The sequence below is a fragment of the Stenotrophomonas rhizophila genome, assembly GCF_000661955.1.
Lineage (GTDB): Bacteria > Pseudomonadota > Gammaproteobacteria > Xanthomonadales > Xanthomonadaceae > Stenotrophomonas > Stenotrophomonas rhizophila.
Map to the genome: position 1 here is coordinate 2,518,321 of NZ_CP007597.1, position 25,469 is coordinate 2,543,789.

18 protein-coding genes are annotated in these 25,469 nt (G+C 67.1%); 7 read left to right on the forward strand and 11 right to left on the reverse strand.

Annotated features, from left to right (window positions below):
• Window positions 1-105 precede the first annotated feature (105 nt).
• A complete protein-coding gene (gene serA, locus DX03_RS10710; RefSeq protein ID WP_038688614.1) occupies window positions 106-1,347 on the forward strand; it encodes a phosphoglycerate dehydrogenase in 1,242 nt (413 codons plus the stop codon).
• Window positions 1,348-1,428: 81 nt separating this feature from the next.
• Here serA and DX03_RS10715 read toward each other — a convergent pair whose 3' ends face one another.
• Window positions 1,429-2,010 (reverse strand): NUDIX hydrolase, encoded by a 582-nt coding sequence (locus DX03_RS10715; RefSeq protein ID WP_038688616.1) that lies wholly within the window; start codon window positions 2,008-2,010, stop codon window positions 1,429-1,431.
• A gap of 183 nt (window positions 2,011-2,193) precedes the next feature.
• Between DX03_RS10715 and DX03_RS10720 the strand changes: the two genes are divergently transcribed.
• From DX03_RS10720 to mtnC, 5 genes are all read left to right on the forward strand, one after another.
• Window positions 2,194-3,672, forward strand: coding sequence for an amino acid permease (locus DX03_RS10720; RefSeq protein ID WP_038688618.1), 1,479 nt, complete (start codon window positions 2,194-2,196; stop codon window positions 3,670-3,672).
• Between the two features lie 67 nt (window positions 3,673-3,739).
• The gene (locus DX03_RS10725) at window positions 3,740-5,167 is read left to right on the forward strand and encodes an amino acid permease (protein ID WP_038688620.1); all 1,428 of its coding nucleotides are present in this window, start codon (window positions 3,740-3,742) and stop codon (window positions 5,165-5,167) included.
• Between the two features lie 755 nt (window positions 5,168-5,922).
• On the forward strand, window positions 5,923-6,567 hold the full coding sequence (locus DX03_RS10730) for a methylthioribulose 1-phosphate dehydratase (protein ID WP_425598270.1): 645 nt from the start codon (window positions 5,923-5,925) through the stop codon (window positions 6,565-6,567).
• A gap of 294 nt (window positions 6,568-6,861) precedes the next feature.
• Window positions 6,862-7,425: a 1,2-dihydroxy-3-keto-5-methylthiopentene dioxygenase gene (locus DX03_RS10735; protein ID WP_038688624.1), complete on the forward strand. Its 564-nt coding sequence runs from the start codon at window positions 6,862-6,864 to the stop codon at window positions 7,423-7,425.
• Between the two features lie 3 nt (window positions 7,426-7,428).
• Window positions 7,429-8,127, forward strand: a complete 699-nt coding sequence (mtnC, locus tag DX03_RS10740; protein WP_038688626.1) for an acireductone synthase — start codon at window positions 7,429-7,431, stop codon at window positions 8,125-8,127.
• Window positions 8,128-8,163: 36 nt separating this feature from the next.
• On the opposite strand, the gene DX03_RS10745 is transcribed toward mtnC, so the two are convergent.
• From DX03_RS10745 to DX03_RS10775, 7 genes are all read right to left on the reverse strand, one after another.
• On the reverse strand, window positions 8,164-8,613 hold the full coding sequence (locus DX03_RS10745; RefSeq protein WP_038692243.1) for a hypothetical protein: 450 nt from the start codon (window positions 8,611-8,613) through the stop codon (window positions 8,164-8,166).
• Between the two features lie 64 nt (window positions 8,614-8,677).
• Window positions 8,678-11,326 carry a beta-mannosidase gene (locus DX03_RS10750; RefSeq protein ID WP_051598832.1) on the reverse strand — a complete coding sequence of 883 codons (2,649 nt, stop codon included), beginning with the start codon at window positions 11,324-11,326 and terminating at the stop codon, window positions 8,678-8,680.
• Window positions 11,327-11,487: 161 nt separating this feature from the next.
• Window positions 11,488-12,681, reverse strand: a complete 1,194-nt coding sequence (locus DX03_RS10755) for an AGE family epimerase/isomerase (protein ID WP_038688628.1) — start codon at window positions 12,679-12,681, stop codon at window positions 11,488-11,490.
• A complete protein-coding gene (locus tag DX03_RS10760; RefSeq protein ID WP_038688630.1) occupies window positions 12,678-13,673 on the reverse strand; it encodes a carbohydrate kinase family protein in 996 nt (331 codons plus the stop codon). Before DX03_RS10760 ends, DX03_RS10755 begins: the two co-directional genes overlap by 4 nt.
• A 7-nt stretch (window positions 13,674-13,680) precedes the next feature.
• On the reverse strand, window positions 13,681-14,991 hold the full coding sequence (gene fucP / locus DX03_RS10765; protein ID WP_051598833.1) for an L-fucose:H+ symporter permease: 1,311 nt from the start codon (window positions 14,989-14,991) through the stop codon (window positions 13,681-13,683).
• A 44-nt stretch (window positions 14,992-15,035) separates the two neighbouring features.
• The gene (locus tag DX03_RS10770) at window positions 15,036-16,082 is read right to left on the reverse strand and encodes a LacI family DNA-binding transcriptional regulator (RefSeq protein ID WP_038692249.1); all 1,047 of its coding nucleotides are present in this window, start codon (window positions 16,080-16,082) and stop codon (window positions 15,036-15,038) included.
• Between the two features lie 105 nt (window positions 16,083-16,187).
• Window positions 16,188-18,653, reverse strand: coding sequence for a GH92 family glycosyl hydrolase (locus tag DX03_RS10775; RefSeq protein WP_038688632.1), 2,466 nt, complete (start codon window positions 18,651-18,653; stop codon window positions 16,188-16,190).
• Between the two features lie 620 nt (window positions 18,654-19,273).
• Between DX03_RS10775 and DX03_RS10780 the strand changes: the two genes are divergently transcribed.
• Entirely contained in the window at window positions 19,274-22,345 is a 3,072-nt protein-coding gene (locus DX03_RS10780) for a TonB-dependent receptor (protein WP_038688633.1), read from the forward strand.
• A gap of 238 nt (window positions 22,346-22,583) precedes the next feature.
• On the opposite strand, the gene DX03_RS10785 is transcribed toward DX03_RS10780, so the two are convergent.
• Genes DX03_RS10785 through DX03_RS10795 form a run of 3 tightly spaced genes read right to left on the reverse strand, consistent with a single transcriptional unit; the run spans window position 22,584 to window position 25,376 of the window.
• A complete protein-coding gene (locus tag DX03_RS10785) occupies window positions 22,584-23,315 on the reverse strand; it encodes a copper homeostasis protein CutC (protein ID WP_038688635.1) in 732 nt (243 codons plus the stop codon).
• 2 nt (window positions 23,316-23,317) lie between these two features.
• On the reverse strand, window positions 23,318-24,316 hold the full coding sequence (locus DX03_RS10790; RefSeq protein ID WP_038688637.1) for a glycosylasparaginase: 999 nt from the start codon (window positions 24,314-24,316) through the stop codon (window positions 23,318-23,320).
• A gap of 55 nt (window positions 24,317-24,371) precedes the next feature.
• Entirely contained in the window at window positions 24,372-25,376 is a 1,005-nt protein-coding gene (locus tag DX03_RS10795) for a glucokinase (RefSeq protein ID WP_051598834.1), read from the reverse strand.
• Between the last annotated feature and the right edge of the window lie 93 nt (window positions 25,377-25,469).

A 25,469-nucleotide genomic window follows, 5' to 3' on the forward strand; every position in this document is an offset into this window, starting at 1 on the left:
CAACGGATGCATCTGAAACCATCGCCGCGCCGATTGGCGCACTGCACAATCCCCCGCCTGTTCTGGCATAGTTGGGCGCTCCCGCCCTACACGCTGCGCCCGCCCATGTCGCCGAAGAAGACCTCGTTCCCGAAGCAGGATATCCGCGTGCTGTTGCTGGAGGGGGTGAGCCAGACCGCGATCGACGTCTTCACCGCCGCCGGCTATTCGCAGATCGAACTCCACAGCAAGGCGCTGCCCGAGGACGAGTTGAAGGCACGCATCGCCGAGGCCCACATCGTCGGCATCCGCTCGCGCACCCAGCTCAGCGCCGACGTGCTGGCCAACGCCAAGCGCCTGATGGCGGTGGGCTGCTTCTGCATCGGCACCAACCAGGTCGACCTGGACGCGGCCGAACTGGCCGGCATCCCGGTGTTCAACGCGCCCTACTCCAACACCCGCAGCGTGGCCGAGCTGGTCATCGCCGAAGCGATCATGCTGACCCGTGGCATCCCGCAGAAGAACGCCGAATGCCACCGTGGCGGCTGGTCCAAGTCGGCGGCCGGCAGCCACGAAGTGCGCGGCAAAACGCTGGGCATCATCGGCTATGGCCACATCGGCACCCAGGTGGGCGTGATGGCCGAGGCCATGGGCATGCAGGTGATCTTCCACGACGTGGAAACCAAGCTGTCGCTGGGCAATGCCCGCGCGGCGATCAGCCTGGACGACCTGCTGTCGCGCGCCGACATTGTCACCGTGCACGTGCCCGAAACGCCGGCCACGCAGTGGATGATCGGCGCCGAGCAGCTGGCCCGCATGCGCCCCGGCGCGCACCTGATCAACGCTGCACGCGGCACCGTGGTCGACATCGACGCGCTGGATGCGGCCCTGCACGCCGGCCATATCGGCGGCGCGGCACTGGACGTGTTCCCGATCGAGCCCAAGGGCAACGGCGATGCCTTCGTGTCGCCGCTGACCGCGCACGACAACGTGATCCTGACCCCGCACGTAGGCGGCAGCACGCTGGAAGCGCAGGACAACATCGGCGTTGAAGTGGCGGCCAAGCTGGTGCGCTACAGCGACAACGGCAGCACCCTGTCGGCGGTCAACTTCCCGGAAGTGACCCTGCCCGAGCACGAGGACAGCCTGCGCCTGCTGCACATCCACCAGAACGTGCCGGGCGTGCTGTCCAAGGTCAACGAGATCTTCTCGCGCCACAACGTCAACATCGACGGCCAGTTCCTGCGCACCGATGCCAAGGTGGGCTACGTGGTGATCGACATCACCGCCAGCGAGGCACAGGCCGGCGCCGTGCGCGACGAACTGGCCGCGATCCCGGGCACGCTGCGGACGCGCGTGTTGTATTGATCCCCAGGCAGTTATCGACCGTTGGTCGATACACCTTTGAACGGGAGCCGATTGCCCCACGCGACGACCAACGGTCGTCGCCTACCGGGCGAGCCAGCGCTTGGCCATGCGCGGCAGCGAGTCGTCGTTGTCCGGGGCGTCGATCACTGCCGCGGCCACGTCACGGATCTCACGCCACGCCAGCGCCAGCGACTCTTCGCTGATCGCAAACTGTTCGCTGCCCACCGCCCGCACCACGTAGCGAGCGTCGTAATGCCAATGCCCAGGCACGTCCCTGCGTTCGGGAATCCAGTGCTTGTCGATGTCGAACAGCGCGCCATCCTCCAGCACCAGCCCGCTCAGCCCGGACTCTTCCTCGGCTTCCTTGAGCGCCACCCGGGCCAGGTTACGGTCACCGTCGGCGTGGCCGCCCAGCTGCAGCCAGCGGTCCAGCTTGCGGTGGTGGGTGAGCAGCACGCGCTCCCCGTCGGCACTGACCAGCCAGGCGCTGCCGGTGAAATGACCGGCCAGGCGTTCGCGCAGGAAGGGGTTCTCCGGGTCGTCCAATAGTGTGCTGAATTCGTCAGCCAGGGCGGCGTGGGCAGGCTGGCGCTGCGCATACGCAGCCAGTTGGGCACGCAGTTCAGCATCAGCAACGGCAACGGATTCAGGGTTCAGCGACATGGTAGCGGGGGGTTCGGGCGGAATTTGTCGATTATCGCCGGGCCATGCTGCATTTGTGCTTGTGCGCGGGCTTCAGCTTTGGCTAAGGTACAGCGGGCCCCGCACGCTGGGGCGCCCAGTTGCCATCAAGGTGCCCGGCAATGTACCGCGCACCTCACCTTTGTCCATTTAGGGAAGCACTGCATGCTGAAGTCTCTGTTGAGGGTCAAACCGGTTGAACCCGCCGGCCACGTCGACGCGGGTGAACCCATCGAAGGCAGCCTGGACGGCGAAGCCACACTGAAACGGACCCTCACAGCCAAACACCTCATCATGCTCGGGATCGGCGCGGTGATCGGTGCCGGCATCTTCGTGCTGACCGGCCAGGCTGCGGCCAACCACGCCGGCCCGGCAGTCATGCTGTCGTTCGTGTTCGCCGGCTTCGCCTGCGCGCTGGCCGGCCTGTGCTACGCCGAGTTCGCGGCGATGATGCCGGTCTCCGGCAGCGCGTATTCCTATTCCTACGCCACCCTCGGCGAAGGCATGGCCTGGTTCATCGGCTGGTGCCTGGTGCTGGAGTACCTGTTCGCGTCGGCGTCGGTCGCGGTGGGCTGGTCGGCGTACCTGATCAGCTTCATCACCACCACGTTGCACATGCCGTTCCCGGACGCGCTGAGTGCCGCGCCCATTGCCTGGAACGGGCATGAGTTCGCCGCCTCCGGCAAGCTGTTCAACCTGCCGGCGATGCTGATCGTGGCGGCGGTGACCGGCCTGCTGTATGTGGGCGTGACCCAGTCCGCGTTCGTCAACGCGATCATCGTGGCCATCAAGGTCTTCGTGATCTGCCTGTTCGTCGGCATTGGCGCGGCCCATGTGGACCCGGCCAACTGGCATCCGTTCATCCCCGAAAACACCGGCGTGTCCGGCGAGTTCGGCTGGAGCGGCGTGTTCCGTGCGGCCACCATCGTGTTCTTCGCCTACATCGGCTTCGATGCGGTCTCCACCGCCGCCGGTGAAACCAAGGACCCGCAGCGCAACATGCCGATCGGCCTGCTGGGCTCGCTGGCGGTCTGCACCATCGTCTACATCATCGTGTGCGCGGTGCTGACCGGCATGCTGCCGTACCACCTGCTGGGCACCGACAAGCCGGTGGCCACCGCGCTGGAAGCCTACCCGAGCCTGTCCTGGCTGAAGACCGCCGTGGAGATCGGCGCCATTGCCGGCCTGTCCTCGGTGGTGCTGGTGATGATGATGGGCCAGACCCGCATCGCCTACACCATCTCGCGCGACGGCCTGTTGCCGAAGGTGTTCGGCAAGGTCCACAAGCGCTTCCGTACCCCGTACTGGGCCACGATCGTGGTCGGCGTGATCGCCGCCGCACTGGCCGGCATGGTGCCGCTGAACGTGCTCGGCGAGCTGGTGTCGATGGGCACCCTGCTGGCCTTCGCCACGGTCTGCGTGGGCGTGCTGATCCTGCGCTACACCCGCCCGGAGCTGCCGCGTCCGTTCCGCGTGCCGCTGGTGTGGGTGATCTGCCCGCTCGGCGCGGCGTCGTGCCTGTTCCTGTTCTGGCAGGCGTTCGTGGTGCATTGGCACCTGTTCGTGGGCTGGACCGTGCTGGGCCTGCTGATCTATTTCGGTTACGGCATGCGCCACAGCAAGCTCAACACTCCGTCCGCCTGATGTACCTGACGGGCCGGCCCACGCGCCGGCCCGTTCCACATACGCTCCACCTATAAGAAAACACACCATGTTCAAGCAACTGTGGGCCACCAAGCACCCGCACGCCGCCCACGAAGACGCCAACGGCCTGAGCCTGCGCCGCACGCTCGGCCCCTGGGGGCTGACCGCGCTGGGCATCGGCGCGGTGATCGGCGGCGGCATCTTCGTGATCACCGGCCAGGCCGCGGCCAACCACGCTGGCCCCGCGATCATGCTGTCGTTCGTGCTCGCCGCGATCTGCTGCGCGTTCTGCGCGATGGCCTATGCCGAGTTCGCGGCGATGGTGCCGGTCTCGGGCAGCGCCTACACCTATACCTACGCCACGTTCGGCGAGCTGTCGGCCTGGTTCATCGGCTGGATGCTGGTGCTCGAATACGGTGTGTCGGCCTCGGCGGTGGCGGTGAGCTGGACCGGCTATTTCCTGAGCCTGCTCAGTCATTTCGACATCCACCTGCCCGCTGCACTGGTCAGCGCGCCGTTGGATGGGCAACTGCGCCCGACCGGGGCGATCGCCAACATTCCGGCCGCGATCCTGGTGCTGCTGCTGACCTGGCTGTGTTACGTGGGGATCAGCAAATCCTCGGCGATGAACATGGCGATGGTGGTGCTGAAGACCGGGCTGATCATCCTGGTGATCATCGCCGGCTGGAAGTATGTGGATCCGGCCAACTGGACGCCGTTCATTCCGGAGAACGCGGGGCCGGGCAAGTACGGTTTCGAGGGGGTGCTGCGCGGTGCGGCGATGGTGTTCTTCGCCTATATCGGGTTCGAGGCGGTGTCGGTGGCGGCGCAGGAATCGCACAAGCCGCAGCGTGACATGCCGATCGGGATGTTGCTGTCGCTGGTGATCTGCACGGTGCTGTACATCGCGATGGCGGCGGTGATGACCGGGCTGGTGCCGTATCAGTTGCTGGGTACGGACGAGCCGGTGGTGACGGCGGTGGCGGCGCATCCGCAGTTGGGTTGGTTGCGGATCGTGGTGGAGATCGGGGCGCTGATCGGGCTGTCGTCGGTGGTGCTGGTGATGATCATCGGGCAGCCGCGTATTTTCATGATCATGGGCCGCGACGGGTTGCTGCCGCCGGTGTTCACGAAGATTCACCCGAAGTACCGGACGCCGCACATCAATACGGTGATCACGGGGATCGGGATCGCGTTGCTGGCGGCGCTGTTCCCGCTGGATATCCTGGGGGAGCTGACGTCGATGGGGACACTGATTGCGTTCGCGGCGGTGTGCGCGGGGGTGTTGATTCTGCGTCGTACGCAGCCAGACTTGCCGCGTCCGTTCCGGATGCCGATGGCGTGGTTGATCTGCAGTCTGGGGGTGCTGAGCTGTATCGCGCTGTTGACGGCGATGACGGCGCACAACTGGATGCTGATGGGGATCTGGACGGCGGTGGGCTTTGCGATCTACTTCGGGTATGGGTATCGGAATAGTCGGCTTGCCGGGAAGTAAAGGGTGGGGTTTTGCCGGGCCTGCGGCCCGGCGGCCCGCTTTTTACTGCAAGTGCAAGTGCAACGGCAACGGCAATTGCGGCTCTGGGGTGCTGTGGGGGTGGCGGGACGGGGTGAGGCCGCGGGGGACGCCGCAAGTACGTCCTTGTAGGCTTGGTCGCCGCATCCATGCGGCTCACACCCCCGCAACCTCACCCCGTCCCACCCTCGACAGGTTCCGTGTGACGGTGCCGGAAGCCAACGCAGCGTTTGGGCTGGGAGGGGTGTTGCCTGGTTTCATTGCTCGGGGTGATCGGGGCCGCTGAGGAAGGGTGAAATTGATGGGGGTGACTGTTGATCGCCACTTGTCGACAGCGTGCCCCTTGATGGCCGGTGTTCGGTGTTCGGGGATTGGTCACAAAAAATGAAATCGCGGTAGGTGACGACCGTTGGTCGTCACGCCTTGGAGCCGGCCACTGGCCGGCTTTGCTTTTTCTCTCCCACCCCACCGGCTGGCACGCGCCTCAGTGTGTCGGGGGCTGGGCGGGGTGGGGTTTGCGGGGGTGTGAGCCGCATGGGCCCGAGGCATGCCTCGGGCGGGTTGGGCAGGACGCCCAACCCCGGTCTTGCCGTGTGCGCACGAGAGCGCACACGCGCAAGCGGCGACCAAGCCTCCATGGACGGATTCACGGCGTCCCCCGCAAACCCCACCCCGCCCAGCCCAGTCAGGAAAACGGCTCTACGTAGTACCTGCTTTTACCGATCCACCCCGTTAAAATGCCAGCCATGAACACCTTCCCCTACGATACGGCGCGCCTGAGCGAGCTGGCCCAGGTGCTGATCGACAACGTGCGTGAGCTGGCCCAGTCGGGCTGGACACCGGCGACCAGCAGCAACTTCTCCCATCGCCTGGATGACCGCCATGCGGCGATCACCGTGTCCGGCAAGGACAAGGGTCGGCTGGTGGAGGACGACATCATGGTGGTCGACTTCGACGGCAAGGCCGTGGGCCGTCCGCTGCGGCCGTCCGCCGAGACCCTGCTCCACACCCAGCTGTATCGCCGGTTCCCGGAAATCGGCTGCGTGCTGCATACCCACTCGCCGGTGCAGACGGTGGCCTCGCGCCTGTATGCGCCGCAGGGGCATATCCGCCTGGAAGGCTACGAGCTGCTCAAGGCCTTCCACGGCAACAGCACCCACGAAATGGCCATCGACGTGCCGGTGTTCGCCAACACCCAGGACATGGACGTGCTGTCGGCCCAGGTCGACGCGCTGCTCGACACCCAATCCCTGTGGGGCTACCTGATCGACGGCCACGGCCTGTACGCCTGGGGCCGCACGATGGCCGAAGCACGCCGGCACCTGGAAGCCTTTGAATTCCTGTTCCATTGCGAACTGGAACTGCGCAAGCTGCGCGGCTGAAAGGCAGCGCGGCACCCCGGTAATGCCGGCCGCTGGCCGGCTCCACGCAATTCCGGTAGTGCCGGCCGCTGGCCGGCTCCACGCAATCCAGGTAGTGCCGGCCGCTGGCCGGCTCTTCCAGATCTTCCAACGTTCATGAAGAGCCGGCCAGCGGCCGGCACTACCGTGGGCTGCGGACTCTCCAGATTCCTGAAGGGAATCTGTATTCCGCCCTTCACCATCCGCCTGCGGCCCCTTCCCCGGCGCTGCGCTGGTACCCTTTCCTTCCCCCTTCTCCGCCTCGCTGCCGCCGCCATGAGCCGACTCCGCATTTTTGACGACACCGCCCCGGACGCCCCGCTGTTCGACAGCCGTGATGGCGCGGCGATCGCCGCCGAACTCAAGCAGATCGGCGTCACCTTCGAGCGCTGGCAGGCCACCCAGGCGGTCGCGCCCGGCGCGAGCCAGGAGGAGGTGTTCGCCGCCTACAAGGCCGACATCGACCGGCTGGTGGCCGAACATGGCTTCAAGAGCGTGGACGTGGCCTCGATCGCCCCGGACAACCCCAACCGCGCCGAGCTGCGGAAGAAGTTCCTCGACGAACACTTCCACAAGGAAGACGAAGTGCGCTTCTTCGTTGCCGGCTCCGGCCTGTTCACCCTGCACCTGGACGGCAAGGTCTACGAGATCGAGTGCGTCAAGGATGACCTGATCGCCGTGCCCGATGGCATCACCCACTGGTTCGACATGGGCGAAGAACCCAGCTTCGTGGCGATCCGCTTCTTCACCGAAGCCGACGGCTGGGTCGGCCATTTCACCGGCAGCGATATCGCCCAGCAGTTCCCGCGTTACCACCCCGCACAGCACCAGGCCGACTGATCCATGCCGCATCCAACCGTCATCCTCACCGATATCGAGGGCACCACCAGCAGCATTTCGTTCGTCAAGAACGTGCTGTTCCCCTATGCGCGCAAGGCCCTGCCGGCGTTCGTCGCTGCCCATGGCCAGCAGCCGGAGGTCCGCCGCTGGCTGGACGCGGTGGCCGTGGAGATCGGTGGCGCCTGCCAGGACAGCCTGGTCGTGGAAACGCTGCAGGGCTGGATCGACCAGGACCGCAAGCACACCGCGCTGAAGGCGCTGCAGGGCATGATCTGGGAAAGCGGCTACCGCAACGGCGACTACAAGGCGCACTTCTACCCGGACGTGGCGGCGGTGCTGAAGGGATGGCATGCCGAAGGCAAGCCGCTGTACGTATATTCGTCCGGCTCGGTGCCGGCGCAGAAGCAGTTCTTCGGCTTCAGCGAGGCCGGTGACCTGACCGGGCTGGTCTCGGGCTGGTTCGACACCGAAGTGGGCGGCAAGCGCGATGCCGACAGCTACCGCCACATCGTCAAGGCGATCGGCGTGCCGGCAGGCCAGATCGTGTTCCTGTCCGACGTGGTGGAAGAGCTGGACGCCGCACGCGAGGCGGGCCTGCAGACCCGCCTGCTCGACCGCCTGGATGACTACCCGCTGCCGCGCAACGGCGAAGCGACCCACGGCCACGACCGCGTCGAGAATTTCCAGCAGATCACGCTATGACCGCGAGGCGAACGGGGGCGGAGGCAGCAAGCGTCTTCAGGCCCACGTGATGGATAGCTGATCCGGGCGGTCCAACGGGATGAGAACCGTTGTGCCGCGCGACGAGGTGGCGCGAACGCCATCTTCCTCCAGCGCCACGCTGACGAATGGGTCCGTTCGGCGCAGCACCAGCAGCCAGACCAACGTATTGGTTGCCGCCTCACTCACCGCGATAAAGCCATCTTCACCTGCGGCGCAGCACTCGCCGCAGGTGATCCGCGTGTCTGACAGCGCGACGGTATTCAGGACTGCCAGCCCCTCGCAACCCTCGGCGTCGGCCTGCCACGCATCCGACGCCGGAACCCATGCCTTTTCCATCACCTGCGGGTGTGGCTCGGACGTTTCGAACAGGCAATAGAATCCATTGGCGAAAGCGAGTGAATTCTCGCGGGGATACGCTTCTGCCTGCCACCTGCTCTGGATGATGCGTCTGTCTGCTGCGAACACGCGCGTGGCCTGGTCAACGATACGTTGGAGAATACTCCAGGCGTGCGCAGACAGGCTGCCGCCGCTAGCGTGCGGCCATTGCATCGACCAATGAGGTGAGCCTCAACGCGTTCTGCAGCGATGCGAGGTCGGCATCCGCGTGCAGCCGAATCGTCACTGTCTCGCCCGGCACCAGGTCCAGCGCGTTGTCGTCAAGCGTGGCGTCCAGCCCATCGAAGGCGATCCACAGCGCACGCACCAACGTAGGCGAACGCAGGGTCAACACATACCCGTCGCCATCGGCGCGCAGTTCGCTGTCGATCGTCGCCGGTGACAGCAGCAAGGCCTTGGCCGGCGCGAAATACACCCGCTGCTGTGACAGCAGCCTTCCGCCGTCGAACAACTCCACCACTGCTACGGTGCGTGCTGGATCGGCCCCCTTCAACAGGTCCGCATCGGCGAACCGGCCCACCTCCAGCGCGGACAACGGCGGCAAGGCCACCGTACGCCGCTGCTCACTGCGCAGCGCGCCATCGAGATCCATCACGCGCAGGCGCCAGGTCGCCTGCAGGCCCTGTTGGCGGTCGTTGAGCAGGCTTACCCGGGTCATGCCGTCGTCGCGCAATGCGGCCACGGCCTGGTCGGCGAAGAAGCGCTTGGCGTGGAAGTGCAGTGCCTTCCAGCGGCCTGCGTAGTCGATGCTGGACCACGAGGCACCCGGCCACACATCGTTGAGCTGCCAGTACAGCGAGCCCATCGTATACGGCCGCGACGCGCGGTGGTGCAGCGCGGCCAGCTGGATGCCGTCGGCCTGCATCACCTGGCTGAGGTACACGAACGCCGGGAAATCGCGCGGCGTGCCGTACTCCTCTTCGATGTACTTCAACAGGCGCTGGTTGCCCTCGCCGGCCATGAATTTCTGGTGGGCGCGCACCGTGGCGCTGTCCACCTGCTGATCGGCGGTCGGAATGATGCCCTCCAGCGCACGCAGCGACGGCCATGCCTGCAGCCCGTATTCGGACATGAAGCGCGGGGTCTCGCGCAGGTACGCGGTCACCGGCAGCGCCGGGTTGCCCCAGACCTGCCAGTAGTGCTTGTCGCCCCGGGTGGAATCGTTGGCCTTGTCGTCCAGGTCGTTGCTGGGCGAGCTGGACCAGTACGGCACGCCCAGCCCTTCATCGGCCACCACCTGGCGCAGGTCGTTGCCGAACAGGTCCACGTAGCCCTGCCATACCTTCGCCGCGAAGGCCGGGTCGGCAGCGGTGAGGTCGCGGCCATGGCCCCAGTCTTTCCAGGCGGTTTCTTCCTCGTTGTTGCCACACCACAGCACCACGCTGGGGTGGTGGCGCAGCCGGCGCACGTTGTCGCGCGCCTCGGACACCACGTTGGCGCGGAACGCCGGGTCGTAGCCGGGCTGCATGCCGCCGCCGAACATGAAATCCTGCCAGACCAGCAGGCCCAGCTCGTCGGCGATGTCGAAGAACACATCGTCCTCGTAGTAGCCCCCGCCCCAGTTGCGCAGCATGTTCATGTTGGCGTCGCGCGCGGCGGTGAGCTCGCGGCGGATCCGCGCGGCATCCACCCGCGCCGGGAACATGTCGAACGGGATGACGTTGGCGCCCTTGGCGAAGATCGATACGCCATTGATGACGAACGCGAAGCCCTGCCCGCCCTGGCGGTCCACGTCACGGCGCAGCTCGACGGTGCGCAGGCCGATGCGCTGTTCGATCCGGCGCGCGTCCGCACCGCCCGGTGCCAGCGTGGCCCGCACGGTATAGCGCGCCTGCTCGCCCTGCCCCGCCGGCCACCAGCGGCGCGGCTGTTTCAGCGCGACCGGCACGGTAATGGCGTTGTCGCCGGCCTGCAGTGAGGCGTCACGATCGATACGGGCCACTGACACACCATCCGGGTCCAGCACGTCCACGCGCACTGCGGCAGTGCCACGCGCGGCGCTTTCCACCTGCACGGTGATCGCCAGATCGGCGTGCGCGGCGTCCAGCGCGCGGGTCTGCACGGCCAGGGTGGTCAGGCGCTGCGCATTCCAGCTGTCCAGCTGCACCGGGCGCCAGATGCCGGCCGTCACGTAACGCGGGCCCCAATCCCAGCCGAAGTGGTAACCCGGCTTGCGGACGAAGTTGCCGACCATCGCGTCTTTGGGCTCGTCGCCGTACGGCGAAGGGTAGTTGCCGGCGATCTTGTGCGGCATCGCCTGCACGCCCGGCAGCAGCGTGGTGATCGGGGACCGCAGCACGATGCGCAGTTCATTGCCGGTGGCACGCAGCCGGCCGTCCACCCGCGCGCGCCAGGTGCGGTGGCTGTTGTTGGCCTGCAACAGCGGCTGGCCGTTCAAACTCACCGTGGCAAAGGTGTCCAGGCCTTCAAACGCCAGCTCGGCATGCGCGCGTGCCAGCGTGGCAGCGTCCACGTCGAAGCGGGCGCGGTATTCCCAGGCGGCCAGGCCGATCCACTGCAGGCCCGCCTCGGGCGCGCCCACGTAGGGATCGGGGATCAGCCCTTGAGCCAGTAGATCGGTATGCACCGCGCCCGGCACCTGCGCAGGGCGCCACTGCTGCAGGCCGGGGTGCGCGGCACCGCGCGCGTCACCGGGCAGCAGGCGGAATGACCAGTCTGCCGCCAATGGGGCGGCCGCGACGGGCGGTGCCCACGCGGCCAGCAGGACCAGCAACAGCCAGCAGGCCGGTGCAACGACATGGAAACGGCGGTGCGCGCGCATGGTGGCCTGCCTGGTTGTGGGAGCAGCCGACCAACGGTCGGCTCTACCGGGATTCTGGGGCAGCCGACCAACGGTCGGCTCTACCGGGATGTTGGGGCAGCCGACCAACGGTCGGCTCTACCGGGTTTGGGGCAGCCGACCGACGGTCGGCTTTACCGGATTCAACGCACTACGTTGAGCACTTCGTAGCACGCGCCCATGGTGTGGTAGTCGGTCTTGCCGGCCGGGCTTTTTTCGTCGCTGTAGGAACGGTTGTCCGCGTCCAGGATGCGGTACCAGGCGCCGTAGCGGTGGTCGATCATGTGCTGCCAGGCATAGCCCCACAGCCGGTCGTACCAGTCCCAGTACTGCGCATCGCCCGTGCGCTTGGCCAGCAGCGCGGCGGTGGCCAGCGATTCGGCCTGCACCCAGAAATACTTGTCGTCGTCGCAGACGCTGCCGTCCGGTGCGAAGCCGTAGTACAGGCCACCGCGCTCGGCGTCCCAGCTACGCGCCACGGCCACGTCGAACAGGTGGCGGGCGGTGGGAACCAGCCAGTCGGCCTGCACATGGCGGTCCAGGATCAGCAGCAGCTTGGCCCACTCGGTCTGGTGGCCGGGCTGGAAACCCCACGGGCGGAACAGGTGCTTGGGGTTGTCGCGGTTGTAGTCCCAGTCGATCTGCCACTGGCGGTCGTAGTGCTCCCATACCAGCCCATCAGCCTGGGCGGCCTGGCGGCGGGTCATGTGGTCGGCCAGCAGCAGCGCGCGTTCCAGGTAGCGCTGTTCGCCGCTGGCCTCGAACGCGGCCAGCATCGCTTCGCACATGTGCATGTTGGCGTTCTGGCCGCGGTAGTCGCTGAAGGTCCAGTTCGCGTCCGCCTCGTCTTTGTACAGGCCGAACGACGGTTCCCAGAAGCGCAGTTCCAGCAGCTGCCAGGTTTCGTCCATCCACCCGCGGGCCTCGCTGATGCCGGCCTTCAGCGCACAGCTGTAGGCCAGCAGCACGAACGCCACGCCGTAGCAGTGGTTGGTGGCGTCTTCGACCACGCCATCGCGCAGGGTCCAGGCGTAGCCGCCGGTGGCCGGATTGCGGTGCACCTGGCGCAGGTAGCGCAGGCCGTGCTCGACCGCCGCCAGGTCCTCGGGCTTGCCGAACTCGCGGTAGGCCATCGCGTGGTTGAACACGAAGCGGGTGCTGCTCACCAGATGGCGGTGGCTGGCGTCGTACACGCTGCCACCGTCACGGTAGTAGTGGAAGAAGCCGCCGTTGGGGTCGATCTCATGCGGCTGGTAGAAGGCCATGGTCTGCGCGATATGTGCGCGCAGGAACGCAGGCGAACGGAAATCGGGGGTGGGCGGAACCGGCGTGGTCATGCGGCGTCTTCCTGTTGTTGCTGCAGCAGCTGTTGGACTTCATCAAGGCTGGGCATGGCGGCGAACGCGCCCTTGCGGGTCACGGCCAGCGCACCCACCGCCGCACCGAAGCGGATGGCCCCGGTCAGGGCGGACGGGTCCTGGCAGAACGTGGCGAAGGCACTGCCGTCGCCGCCGCGCTCGCCGATGCCGAACAGCAACCCGCCCACGAACGCGTCGCCTGCCGCAGTGGAATCCACTGTCTGCACGCGGAAGCCGGTGAGCACGCCCTCGGTGTGGCGGGTGTGCCAGCGGATCGGGGCGGCGCCGTCGGTGATCACCACCGCCTGCGCCTGCGCGCCCAGCAGCCGCGCAATCACTGCGTCGCCGCCACCCGCGTGTGCGGCGGCCAGGTAATCCAGTTCCTCGCGCGACAGCTTGACCAGCTCGGCCAACTGCAGGGCCTCCCACAGCCGCGGCAGCGGGTCCACGCCGGTCGGCCACAGCGCGGGGCGCAGGTTGAGGTCGATGCTGACCATGGCGCCGGCGGCGCGCGCGCGGCGCATGCCGTCCAGCGTGGCCTCGGCGATCTCCGCTTCGGTCAGGCTGTTGGAACACACATGGAAACTGCGCGTGCCGGCGAAGCAGTTGGGATGGAAGTGGCTGCTGCGGAACAGCAGGTCCGCGGCCGGCGGCCGGTAGAAGCTGAAGCTGCGCTCGCCGTGCGCGTCCAGGGCCACGAACGCCAGCGCGGTCTTGGCCGCGTCGGTGCGCACGATGCAGTCGGTGGCCACGCCCGCGTCGGCCAGGCTCTCGGCAAGGAAGTCACCGAACATGTCCTGGCCGAGCATGCCGGCGAAATGGGTGTCGGCACCCAACCGTGCCGCCGCGACGGCGACATTGGCCGGCGCACCACCGGCGTATTGCAGGAACGCGCGCGGGGTGTCCGGCGTGGCCGGCGGTTGGGCAAGTAGATCGATCAAAATCTCGCCGAAACAGACAATCTTGCTCATTCGGGCCTCAGGCTCCCTGGCGGAATGCGGCGCTCGGGCGCGAACCCGACAGGCCATAGAAAATGATGTAGCCGTAGCAGACCAGCGGCAGGATGAAGGACGGCTGCAGCCCGATATGGTCGGCCAGCACGCCCTGCAGGTACGGCACCACGGCGCCGCCCACGATGGCCATGATCAACAGGCTGGAGGCCTTGTTGGTCAGCGGTCCCAAACGCTCGATGCTGAGCGCGAAGATGGTCGGGAACATGATCGAGTTGAACAGGCCCACCGCCACCACCGAATACAGCGACACGTGACCCGAGCCAAGCATGGTCAGCGCCAGCAGCAGCACGTTGACCACCGCGAACAGGGTCAGCAGCAGGCGCGGCGAGAACCGCGTCATGATCGCCGAGCCGGCGAAGCGCCCGATCATCGCCAGCGTCCAGTACGCCGACACGTAGTGGGTCGCCTGCTGCTCGGTGAAACCACCGATGGACGGCATCGACAGGTAGTTGACCAGGAAGCTGCCGATCGACACTTCGGCGCCCACGTAGAAGAAGATCGCCAGCACGCCGAACAGCACGTGCTTGTGGCGCAGCGCATCCATCAGGGTGTGCGTGCCACTGTCGCCCTGCTCGGTGGTTTCGGTCAGCGCCGGCAGGCGGAACAGGTAGACGAACACCGCCAGCAGCGCCAGCGCGATGGCCAGGCCGACGTACGGGCCCTGCACCGACTGCGCTTCCTGCACGCGGTAGGCAATCTGCTCGGCCGAGGGCAGCGCGGCGATGTCATCGGCGCTCTTGACCGTGTTGCCCAGGATCAGCAGCCCGCCGAAGATCGGCGCGATTGCCGTGCCCAGCGAGTTCAGCGCCTGGGCCAGGGTCAGCCGGCTCGACGCGGTCTGTTCCGGCCCCAGCAGTGCCACGTACGGGTTGGCGGCCACCTGCAGCACGGTGATGCCGGTGGCCAGCACGAACAGCGCGCCCAGGAAGGCTTCATACACGCGCAGTTCGGCGGCCGGCCAGAAGCCGAGTGCACCGACGGCCGCGATGGCCAGGCCCGCCACGATGCCCTTCTTGTACCCCAGGTGCGCCACCAGCCGGCCGGCGGGCAGCGACATCAGGAAGTAGGTGCCGAAGAAGGTGAACTGCACCAGCATCGCCTTGGCGTAGTTCAGCTCGAACACCGCTTTCAGATGGGGGATCAGGATGTCGTTGAGGCACGTCAGGAAGCCCCACATGAAGAAGATCGTGGTGGCCACGGCCAGGGCCATGCGCGTGTTGACCACGGGCGCGGACGATGACGAGGCAGGCAGTCGGGGCGTTGGAGAAATGGGCATTCAGGTACGCGCCTCGTTGCGCGGGCAGGTAAAGGGAAACGCCATCACGCAGCCACCGGGCCGCTGCTGGCGCGGATGCGCAGTTGTACGGGCGCCACGGTGCGTTGTGGCGCGGCATCGGGATGGTCCAGCCGCTGCAGCAGCAGTTCGGCCGCCTGGCGGCCCCGCTCGCGCGGGTTCACGGTGAGCGTGGTCAGCGGCGGCAAGGCCACCGCCGCTTCGGAGATATCGTCGAAACCGGTGACGGCGAAGTCCACGCCGGGGCGCACCCCGCGCGAGGCCAGGCCCAGCATCAGCCCGAGCGCAACGCTGTCGTTGTAGCAGACCGCCGCGGTCGGCGCCGGCACGCGCGCGAACAGTTCTTCGCTGCGCGCGGCCGCTTCCAGGCGACTGGGGGCCGACTCGATCAGCCAGTCCGGATGCAGCTCCCTGCCCGCTTCGGCCAGTGCCTGCGCATAGCCCAACCGGCGCTGGTGGCAGGAACTGGAATCGGCATGGCCACCGAAGAACGCGATGCGCTCGTGCCCGCGTTCGATCAGGTGGCGGGTGGCCAGGTAGGCGCCCTGCTGGTTGTCCAGGGTGAGGAAATCCCAGTCGGCACCGGGCGGCTCGCGGTTGAACAGCAGCACGTTGGCGTTGAAGCCCAGTACCTGGCGCAGTTCGGCCGCATCACTGCCTTCGGCCGGCGACAGGATCAACCCGGCCGGGGTGTGTTCCATCAGGGTGGTCAGCACCGCCTGCTGCCGCTGCGGTGATTCGCCGGTGCTGCCCAGCAGGGTCACGAACCCCTTCGCACCCAATGCCTCGTCCACCCCGGAGGCGAATTCGGCGAAGAACGGGTTGGACAGGTCGTTGATCACCAGGGCCACGCTGGACGAGGTGCGCCGGCGCAGGTTGGCCGCGCCGCGGTTGTAGACATAGCGCTGGCGGCGAAGCTCGGCCTCGACCTTGGCGCGGGTGTCGACATTGACCAGCGGGCTGCCACGCAGCACCAGCGACACGGTCGCCCGCGACACGCCGATCGCTTCGGCGATATCGGTCACGGTGACGGCGCGCGTGCCCTTGCCCGCTGGTTTGACCTTGTCATTCATGGTGTCTGCCCGGTCCTTGTCATCCGGCAAGCGTAAACGATCGCATCGGCAAGCGGACCGCGCCCCTGCAGGCACGCAGATCGCGACCGCCGCCGATGCAACGGTTCATTCCAGCACCGCCCCGGGGGTGGCGCAGAACGAACGCGGCAGCGCCTCGACCTGGGTGCCCCAGCCGCGGGTCGGGGCCTGCGTGCCCAGGGCGAAGTCGATGCGACCGCCCTGCTGCAGCCGGTTCCAGTCCAGCCACACCGGGGCGTGGTCCTTGCCGTCCACGCGCACGCCCTGCACGTACTGCAGCGTGCGCCCGTCTGCACCGGCGGCGGCCAGGGTCAGCGTGCGGCCGGTGCCCAGGTCCACCTCCACCTTGTCGAAGCGCGGGGTGTGCAGCAGGAACTGGCCGCTGCCCGGCACCGCCGGGTACAGGCCGATCGCGCTGAACAGGTACCACGCCGACATCGTGCCCAGGTCATCGTTGCCAGTAACGCCATTGGGGGCGTTGGTGAACAGCTGCTGCGCGGCACGCACCACGGTGGCGGTCTTCCACGGCTGGCCGATGAGCGTGTACATCCACGGCGCGTGCAGGTCCGGCTCGTTGTTGGGGTTGTAGCGGTACTGGTTGTAGTAGCTGTACGGGCCCACCACCCATTCCTTGCGCGCGGCGGTCAGCGGCGACTGCACCAGCGCGTCGTAGGCGAAGAACGCATCCAGGCGCTTGCCGGCCTCTTCGCGGCCGTGCATGGCCTGCACCAGCCCCGGCACGTCCTGCTGCGCCAGCCACTGGTACTGCCACGCGGTGCCTTCATGGAAGCCATGGTGCGAGCGCGGGCTGTAGTGGCCGTCGGACGGCACGTACCACTTGCCGTCGTCCATGCGCGGACGCGGGAAGCCGCTCATGCCGGTCTCCTCGTCGCGCACCTGCGGGTCCCACACCTTGTGCCAGTTGCCGCCACGCGCACGCAACGTGCTGGCGTCGTCGGCATGGCCCAGGCCATCGGCCATCTGCGCCAGCGCGCAGTCGGCCAGGGCGTATTCCAGTGTGGCCGAACCGCCGTGGTGCGGGTCCACGTCCATGCCCTTGGAGGGGAACGCGCGGTCGTAGGCGACGTAGCCGTTGTCCACGTAGCCGGGGTTGCCCGAGCGGCCGGCATGCCGCGAGTTCAGCGGCGGCTGCTCGAAGGCGTTGCGGCGCAGCGCGGTGTAGGCCTCGCCCTCGCGCCCGTCCAGCGCGCCGAAGCGCCACAGGTCGACCAGGAACGGAGTAACCGGGTCGCCGGTCATGATGTTGGTCTCGAAGTTGGCGTAGCCCCAGCGCGGCAACCAGCCGCCCTGCGCGTTGATGGCCAGCAGGCTGCGGCCGATGTCACGCGCCACCTCCGGTCGGGTCAGGGCCAGCCACTGGTTCTGCGCGCGATAGGTATCCCACAGCGAGAAGTACTCGTAGTAGGTCCAGCCGTCGGCGCGATGGATCGCATCGTCGTAGCCACGGTAGCGGCCGTCGGCATCGCTGCCGGTCAGCGGCTGCAGCAGCGCGTGATACAGCGCTGAATAGAACACGGTGCGGTCGTCGCCGCTGCCGCCGTGGATGCGCGTGGTGGCCAGTTCACGGCGCCACTGCTGCTGCGACTGGCTGCGCATCTGCTCGAAGCCCAGCAGCTTGCCGCCCTGCATGCCCTCGCTGCGCAGGTTGTTGCGCGCGCCTTCTGCGTCCACGTGCGAGATCGCGCTGATCGCGGTGACCGCGCGGTTCTTGCCGGTATCGAAACTCAACCAGGCGCCACTGGGCTTCTGTTCGCCCTCCATGCGGTGGCGCGCGTCGGCCAGGCCGCCTTCTTCGCCCCAGGTGCCAAACGCCTTGAACGGGCGGTCGAACTCGATGCGGAACCAGGTGGTGTACTGGTGGCCGCCGCAGAAGCTCTTGGTGACCAGCTTGCCTTCGACCACGCGATCACCCACCACGTCGATCACGCTGCCGATCACCGAATGGCGCTCGTTGGCCTGGCCCACGTTGACCAGCACGTGGCCGGTGCCGGCGTCGACCGGGAAGGTGTAGCGCTCGGCGGCGGCACGGGTGCGCGCGGTGGCTTCGGCATCGATGCCGCCGTAACCGGTCAGGCGCACCTTGTAGTAGCCGGCCTGGCCGATCTCGCCGTCGTGGGTGTAGGTGGACGCGTAGCGCTTGTGGTCGAAGCTCTTGGCATCGTCGGTGTTGAAGTCCCCACCCTTTCCGATGCTACCGGTGACCGGCAGCACCGACACCTGGCCACCCTGCTCCCAGCACCCGGCCCCGGACAGGAATGAATGGCCGAACCCGCGGATCTTCGGATCGTCGTAGCGCCAGCCGGCGTAATGCTCGCCGATCGGGCTGACCTGGATCAGGCCGAACGGTGCCGACGCGCCCGGGAAGGTGTTGCCGTCATCCTTGCTGCCGATGAAGGTATTGACCTCGCGCTCCAGCGCGACCGGGGCGGCGGCCTGCAGGACCGGCGCGAAGGCCAGCGCGAGCAGGCAGGCCAAGCGCGGCAGCGGGCGGCGCAACGGGGTAACGGCGATGACGGACGGCAGTCGGCGCATGCGTGGATCCTGTGGGTCGATGTCGGTACGGCAGACGGAAAAAGGCACGGCGGATGCCCGCCATGGCGTGCCAGCCATTCCCCCGCTGGCACCGGTCCAGATCCACGTTGCCGTGAATTTAGATCGATTCAAGTAAAGCACGGAGATTTCGGCGGATGCATTCTGCGGCGCAACATGGTGCCGCTCGTTTTTCGTCTGGGAGGGCTGCCAGGCCCCTCGTTCCGGCCCTTGGTACCGGGGAGCTGCCTTTCGCCGGTTGCCACAGCTCCACCGGGAACCCGGTTCTCACCACGGGACGATCGACCACCGGCTCCCGCCTCCGCCGTCCCGCGCAAGAAAACGTTTTCACTCCGCCGACGTCATCCGCCCGGTTCCCGGCCCGCCTTGGCCATATTGCGGAGCAGCATGCTTCCCTGCCGAACCCGTGCTAAAAATTCCCCGCCAATCGTTTAGATCGATCCAACTTCAAACGGTCACGATTGCCGGAGCGGTGGGTGGGGGCCCACCAGGCTGCATGCGGGACGCACGGGAGCTCAGCGCTGGCAACAGCCCTCCCAAAACATTAGATCGATTCAACAACGTATCGCCACCGTTTCAATCCAGGAGAGGGAGAGAGTGGAATGAACAAGATGTCCCGCATGCGCAACCGCGACACGCTGTCGGCCGCCATTACCGCCGCGCTGTTCGCCGCCGCGATGGTGCCCGCCAGTGCATTCGCACAGCAGGCCAGCCCCGCTTCGTCGCCGGAGGCCACCACGCTCGACAGCGTGACCGTCACCGGCTATCGCTACGCCATCGAAAAGAGTCTGCAGCAGAAGCGCGACGCCAACGCCGTGGTCGAAGTGATCACCGCCGAAGACGTCGGCAAGTTCCCCGACAAAAACGTGGCCGATGCCCTGCAGCGCGTGCCGGGCGTGGTGATCACCCGCAGCGGCGGCGAAGGCAAGTCCGTCAGCGTGCGTGGCTTGGCGCCAGACCTGACCCTGACCCAGTTGAACGGCAACTTCGTTGCGTCTTCGGAGACCAACAACGAGGCCACGCGTTCGTTCAACTACACGCTGCTGCCGTCCAACATGCTGTCCAGCGCGGAACTGTTCAAGTCGCCGGAAGCGCGCATCGATGAAGGCGGCATCGGCGGTACCGTAATTCTGCACACCCGTCGCCCGCTCGACATGGAAGCCAACTCTGGTTACGTCAACCTGGAAGGCACCTCCTCGGACACCAGCCACGACATCGATCCGCAGGCGTCGGCGCTGTACTCCTGGCACAGCAAGGACGAGCGCTTCGGCGTGCTCGTCGGCGTGACCCAGCAGAAGCGCACCAGCCGCACGATGGAAGCCAGCACCGAGGACTACCAGTGGTATGGCGACGGCACCACTGCCCGTGATGCCAACGGTGGCCTGCTGCCGCAGGATGGCATCCACTACTGGTGGGGGCAGTCCGGCTTCAACAACCAGACCGGCAAGAACTACAGCGAGTTCTTCATGCCGACCTCGGTCAATTTCGCGGTGAAGGAAGAGAAGCGCGAGCGCAAGGGCGGCCAGCTGACCTTCCAGTTCAAGCCGATCGACAACGTGACCCTGACCGCCAACTACTTCCGCTTCGAGCTGCAGGGTGACTACACCCAGAACATGCTCAAGGTGCCGGAGTGGAACCTGGCGCGCTACAACCAGGACGGCAACTGGGACGGTGGCCGCCTGCTCAACGGCCTGACCTTCGATCCCAGCGGCAGCATCGTCACCGGTGCGCAGTACGAAAAGCTGGCCGGCAAGACCTACTACTGCAGCGAGGAAGAGGCCGCTGCGGCCGGCATGAAGCCCGGTGGCTGGGGCCCGGATGACTGCACCATCCCCACCCCGCAGCTGACCGGCGGCTACAGCAAGGAAAAGGCGCTCTCGCAGACCGCCGACCTGACCATCGACTGGGACATCAGCCCGCTGTGGAAGGCCTCCTTCACCGGCGGCCGTACCTGGTCCGAAGGTGGTCCGTCGATGAACTTCCGCATGTCGGCCAAGCCGCGCCGCAAGGTGGGAAGCGAGTGGCAGTCGGGCAATCAGTACACCGCGTGGGACCTGACCGGCACCCCGTCGGTGCAGTTCTCGCCGGACCTGCAGCAGCAGCTGATGGCCGGCATTGCCGAAGTCGATACCGGTTCCACCGATTCGTCGTGGATGAAGACCGAAGTTGAACAGAACTACTTCCAGGCCGATGTCACCAAACTGTTCGAAGCCGGCTGGCTGGATTCCATCCAGTTCGGTACCAAGTACCGCGATGGCAAGGTCCACCGCAACACCGGCAACACGTACTGGGTATGCCCGGGCCTGGACCCGGCCGACTACGACAACAATCGCTACCAGGCCGGTTGCGACCCCACCGCCGGCAACGCCCAGCCGGGCTTCTTCCTGTCCAACCCGATCAGCAACATCGCCGGCGGCTTCAATGCCAACGTGTTCCCGGGCGTCGACTACCCGGCTTACATCGACTACCTGAACAAGACCTACGGCGGCTCGCACAACCGTACCGAAGAAGACTTCGTCTACGACGTCAACGAGAAGATCTACTCCGGCTACTTCCAGGCCAACTTCCGTACTGAACGCGTCCGCGGCAACGTCGGTGTGCGCGTGGTGCGTACCAAGCAGTTCGCGCAGTCCAGCGATTCGGTCGAGCGCTTCAACGACTACTTCGTGGACAACGCCGCCGGTGCACCGATGAGCTGCGATGACCCGGCCGCCGATCCGACCCTGCGCTGCCAGGGCGGCTTCGTGCGCGTGCCGGACCCCCAGGCACGCGACAAGGTCTACACGCTCAGCTCGCTGGACAAGACCTACACCGACTTCCTGCCCAGCTTCAACATCGCCTGGGACATCACCGATTCGCTGGTGCTGCGCGGCGCGGCGTCGAAGGTGATCGCCCGCCCGAGTTACACCTCCATTGCCTACCCGGGTGGCCTGCGCTACGTCAGCGAGGAATACAGCAACGACCGTCGCGTCGCCGGTGGCACCGACACCCCCGGCTGGTATGGCTCGGGCAGCAACAAGGCGCTGGAGCCATTCGAGGCGGTGCAGTTCGACCTCGGCCTGGAGTGGTACTTCAAGCCAGGCGCGGTGGCCGGCGTGTCGCTGTTCCGCAAGAACGTGGACAACTTCACCGTGCCGGTGGTGCGCGACCAGCAGATGACCGTCGGCGGGCAATCGGTGACGGTGCAGAAGTACGAAACCCAGGCCAACGGCCGTGACGGCGTCTCGCAGGGCGTGGAACTGTACGGCCAGTACACCTTCGGCTTCGGCTTCGGCGTGCAGGCCAACTACACCTACAACGACACCAACCTGGCGTCGATCGTGCTCGATGGCGAAGAAATCGGCTCGTCGCCGCTGGTCGGCAGCGCCAAGAACCAGGCCAACGTGACCTTGTTCTACGAGAACGACACCTTCCTGGCGCGTGCCTCGTACAACCGTCGCGGTGAAGTGGTCGGCGGCCTCAACAATGGCCTGACCAGCTACACCGAGCCCTACGATCAGCTGGATCTGAACGTTGCCTACAACGTTACGCCGGACTGGACGCTGACCGCTTCGGTGCTCAATGCCACCAAGTCCGAACTGCGCAGCTACCTGGGCAACGACACCGAGGCCCGTCTGCTGTCCAACATCTATGCCGGCCGCCAGCTGTACTTCGGCGTGAACTACAAGTTCTAAGCGTCACCCGCCCCCGCCTTCGGGGGGGGTAACGGTCCTCCACGGCAGCCGCGCTGGTACAGGTGGCTGCCGTTTTTTGTGGGCCTGGGGAAGCCGTCGCGGGATGCATTCGCCCCCGGTGTAGAGCCACCCCATGGGTGGCTGTCGCAACCTTCGGTGGCTGTCGCAGCCCTCGGTGGCTACACGCGGTGCCAGAACCGGGAGCAGCCACCCATGGGGTGGCTCTACCCGCCATGCGTCAGATCTGGTCCAGCGCGGCGCGCAGCGCGGTGACTTCTTCGGCGTCGGTAACGGTCCAATCCGGCGACAGGCCCACCAGGGCTGGGTTGTGGTGGCGCATCGCCGAACGCTGCGCCGCCTTGGCCGATGCGTGCAGTTCAACACACCCCGTGCGTGCGGCCACCGCGGCGATGTTGCGCGCGTTGAGCCCTGCGCCGGCCATCACGCCAATGCGCGCGTTCGACTGCGCCACCAGCGCCGCCACCCTCTCCGCGCCCGCTTCGGCACTGGCCTGGCCGCCCGAGGTCAGCACGCGCTGGCAGCCCAGCGCGATCACCTGCTCCAGCGCGGCGGGCAGGTCGCGTGCGGCGTCGAACGCGCGATGGAACGTTACCTGCAGGGGCCCGGCAGCCGACACCAGCGCCTGGCACAGCGCCGTGTCCACGTTGCCGTCGGCGTCCAGCGCGCCAATCACCACGCCATCGCAGCCCAGCTGCCGGCAGTGGGCGATATCGCGCAGCATGATCTCCGCCTCGAGCGGGCCGTAGTGGAAGTCGCCCGGGCGCGCGCGGATCAACACGAACAACGGGATGCGCAGGCGCTCGCGGGCCACGGCAATGCTGCCGTAAGACGGCGTGGTGCCGCCCTCGGCGAGGTTGTCGAACAGTTCAATGCGATCGGCGCCACCGGCCTGCGCGGCCAGCGCCGAGGCTACCGAATTGGAGGCGATTTCCAGCAGCCGACGCGCCATGCTCAGGTCTGCTCGCTGGTGTAGACCGATGCCGAATCACGCAGGTCGTCCTGGCGATCCTTGTCGCATACCGCGTAGACGAAGCCACGGTGCAACGCATACGCGCCGACCTGGCCCTGTTTGTCCAGCGCCAGGAAGCACACCTGCAGGGTTTTGCTGGCCTCGGGGCGCTTGCGCACCAACCGGGCGATCGCCTCGCGGCAGGCCTCGGCGGGCGACCGGCCCTGGCGCATCAGCTCCACCACCAGGAACGACGCGGCGTTGCGCATCATCTCTTCGCCCACTCCTGACGCGGTGGCGCCGCCCACCTCGTTGTCCACGTACAGGCCGGCGCCGATGATCGGGCTGTCACCCACCCGGCCGTGCAGCTTCCAGGCCATGCCGCTGGTGGTGCAGGCACCGGCCAGGCGGCCGTTGGCGTCGATGGCCAACATGCCGAGCGTGTCATGGTTGCTGCTGTCGCCGGGACGCCCGCGGCGCTCGACGTTGATCTCCGGCGTGTACTGGGCGGTCTTCAACCAGTCGCGCCACGCCTTTTCGGCCGCCGGCGTGAGCAGCTTCTGGCGCTCGAAGCCCTGCTCGACCGCGAACTGCTGCGCGCCCTGCCCGACCAGCATCACGTGCGGCGTGTTTTCCATCACTTTGCGGGCCACCGACACCGGATGCAGGATGTCGGTGAGCGCCGCCACCGAACCACAGCGGCCATCGCCGTCCATGATGCTGGCGTCGAGGCTGAGCACGCCGTCGCGATCAGGATTGCCGCAGCGGCCCACGGTGGGGTTGCACAACTCGCTCTCGGCCCAGCGCGCGCCGGCTTCAACCGCGTCCAGCGCGCTGCCGCCGCCGGCCAACACCTTCCACGCCGCCTGGTTGGCGCCCACGCCAAAATCCCAGGTGGACACCACCCGCGCGCCGCCGCCTGCCCGCGCACCGGCGCGCGGCAGGGCCAGCGCGCCTGCGGCCAGTGCACCGGCCTGGAGGAACTGCCTGCGATCGGTCATCCCACCCACTCCCTGCAAGATTGGTCATCGAGCCGCCCGCTGCCGGGCGGACGCGTCATGCCACGGCGCGTTCGTGGCGCGCGGCGTGCCATACCGCCGCACCCAGCATGCCCAGTTCGCCATGTTCCACCCGCCACACCGGCACCTGCGCCAGCACCCGGCCCATCACACCCTTGGCCAGGAACCGCGCCTGGAAGCCGCCCGCGTGCAGGAAGTGCGCGATGCGCGGCGGAATGCCGCCCACCAGGTACACCGACCGCGCACCGAAGGTGATGGCCAGGTCGCCGGCCAGGCTGCCCAGCCACGCGCTGAAGACCTCCAGCGTTTCCACCGCGACGGGGTCGTCGCCCAGATGCGCGGCGGCGATCAGCTGTTCGGGGGTGTCCCACTGCGGTGCCACGCCGCGAAGGCCGCACAGGCAGGGGTACAGGTTCATCAGGCCGCTTCCGGACAGGATGCGCTCTTGGTCCACGTGCGCCCAGCGCTGCTGCATCTGCCGCAGGATCTCCAGTTCCAGTGCGGTGCCGGCAGTAAGCGCGGCATGGCCGGCTTCGCTGGCCAGTACGGGTTGGTGCCCGCCTTGGAAACGCAGGGCCGCGCCGAGCCCGGTGCCCGGGCCGAGCACCAGCGCCGGCCAACGCGATGCGGTGTCAGGCGCGCCATTGAGCGGCACCAGGGTATCGGCCTGCACATGCGGGATCGCGTAGGCGACCGCTTCGAAATCGTTGATCAGCGCCAATGAGCGCAGGCCGGCCTGGGTGCGCGTGTCGGCCACCGACACCGGCCACGGCAGGTTGGTGTTGACCAGGTGGTCGCCTTCCAGCAGCCCGGCGATCGCCACCACGGCGCTGTCCAGCGGCTGCCCGGCGCTGGCGATGAAATCGGCCAGGATCGCGGCCAGGCTGGCAAACGCGGCACAGCTGTAACGGCGCAGGCCGACAAGCTGCGGCGGCTGACCGGCACGCAGTTCGGCCACGGCCAGGCGCGCGAACGTGCCACCGACGTCGGCCACGAGCAGCGTTTCAACAGACGATTCCCGACCGGGCGTCAGCAAAGACACGTCGGAAGGGGCCGGAGAATGCTCCGGAAACGGTACCGCAACGCTCACTCGCAGGCCTTGGCTGGGGTCGAATAACCCGGTGCGATTTTCGGC

What these genes read in the sequence shown, in the direction of transcription:
- serA (WP_038688614.1), top strand. Translation starts at nt 106, where the DNA reads ATGTCGCCGAAGAAGACCTCGTTCCCGAAGCAGGATATCCGCGTGCTG.
- DX03_RS10715 (WP_038688616.1), bottom strand. Translation starts at nt 2,010, where the DNA reads ATGTCGCTGAACCCTGAATCCGTTGCCGTTGCTGATGCTGAACTGCGT.
- DX03_RS10720 (WP_038688618.1), top strand. Translation starts at nt 2,194, where the DNA reads ATGCTGAAGTCTCTGTTGAGGGTCAAACCGGTTGAACCCGCCGGCCAC.
- DX03_RS10725 (WP_038688620.1), top strand. Translation starts at nt 3,740, where the DNA reads ATGTTCAAGCAACTGTGGGCCACCAAGCACCCGCACGCCGCCCACGAA.
- DX03_RS10730 (WP_425598270.1), top strand. Translation starts at nt 5,923, where the DNA reads ATGCCAGCCATGAACACCTTCCCCTACGATACGGCGCGCCTGAGCGAG.
- DX03_RS10735 (WP_038688624.1), top strand. Translation starts at nt 6,862, where the DNA reads ATGAGCCGACTCCGCATTTTTGACGACACCGCCCCGGACGCCCCGCTG.
- mtnC (WP_038688626.1), top strand. Translation starts at nt 7,429, where the DNA reads ATGCCGCATCCAACCGTCATCCTCACCGATATCGAGGGCACCACCAGC.
- DX03_RS10750 (WP_051598832.1), bottom strand. Translation starts at nt 11,326, where the DNA reads ATGCGCGCGCACCGCCGTTTCCATGTCGTTGCACCGGCCTGCTGGCTG.
- DX03_RS10755 (WP_038688628.1), bottom strand. Translation starts at nt 12,681, where the DNA reads ATGACCACGCCGGTTCCGCCCACCCCCGATTTCCGTTCGCCTGCGTTC.
- DX03_RS10760 (WP_038688630.1), bottom strand. Translation starts at nt 13,673, where the DNA reads ATGAGCAAGATTGTCTGTTTCGGCGAGATTTTGATCGATCTACTTGCC.
- fucP (WP_051598833.1), bottom strand. Translation starts at nt 14,991, where the DNA reads ATGCCCATTTCTCCAACGCCCCGACTGCCTGCCTCGTCATCGTCCGCG.
- DX03_RS10770 (WP_038692249.1), bottom strand. Translation starts at nt 16,082, where the DNA reads ATGAATGACAAGGTCAAACCAGCGGGCAAGGGCACGCGCGCCGTCACC.
- DX03_RS10775 (WP_038688632.1), bottom strand. Translation starts at nt 18,653, where the DNA reads ATGCGCCGACTGCCGTCCGTCATCGCCGTTACCCCGTTGCGCCGCCCG.
- DX03_RS10780 (WP_038688633.1), top strand. Translation starts at nt 19,274, where the DNA reads ATGAACAAGATGTCCCGCATGCGCAACCGCGACACGCTGTCGGCCGCC.
- DX03_RS10785 (WP_038688635.1), bottom strand. Translation starts at nt 23,315, where the DNA reads ATGGCGCGTCGGCTGCTGGAAATCGCCTCCAATTCGGTAGCCTCGGCG.
- DX03_RS10790 (WP_038688637.1), bottom strand. Translation starts at nt 24,316, where the DNA reads ATGACCGATCGCAGGCAGTTCCTCCAGGCCGGTGCACTGGCCGCAGGC.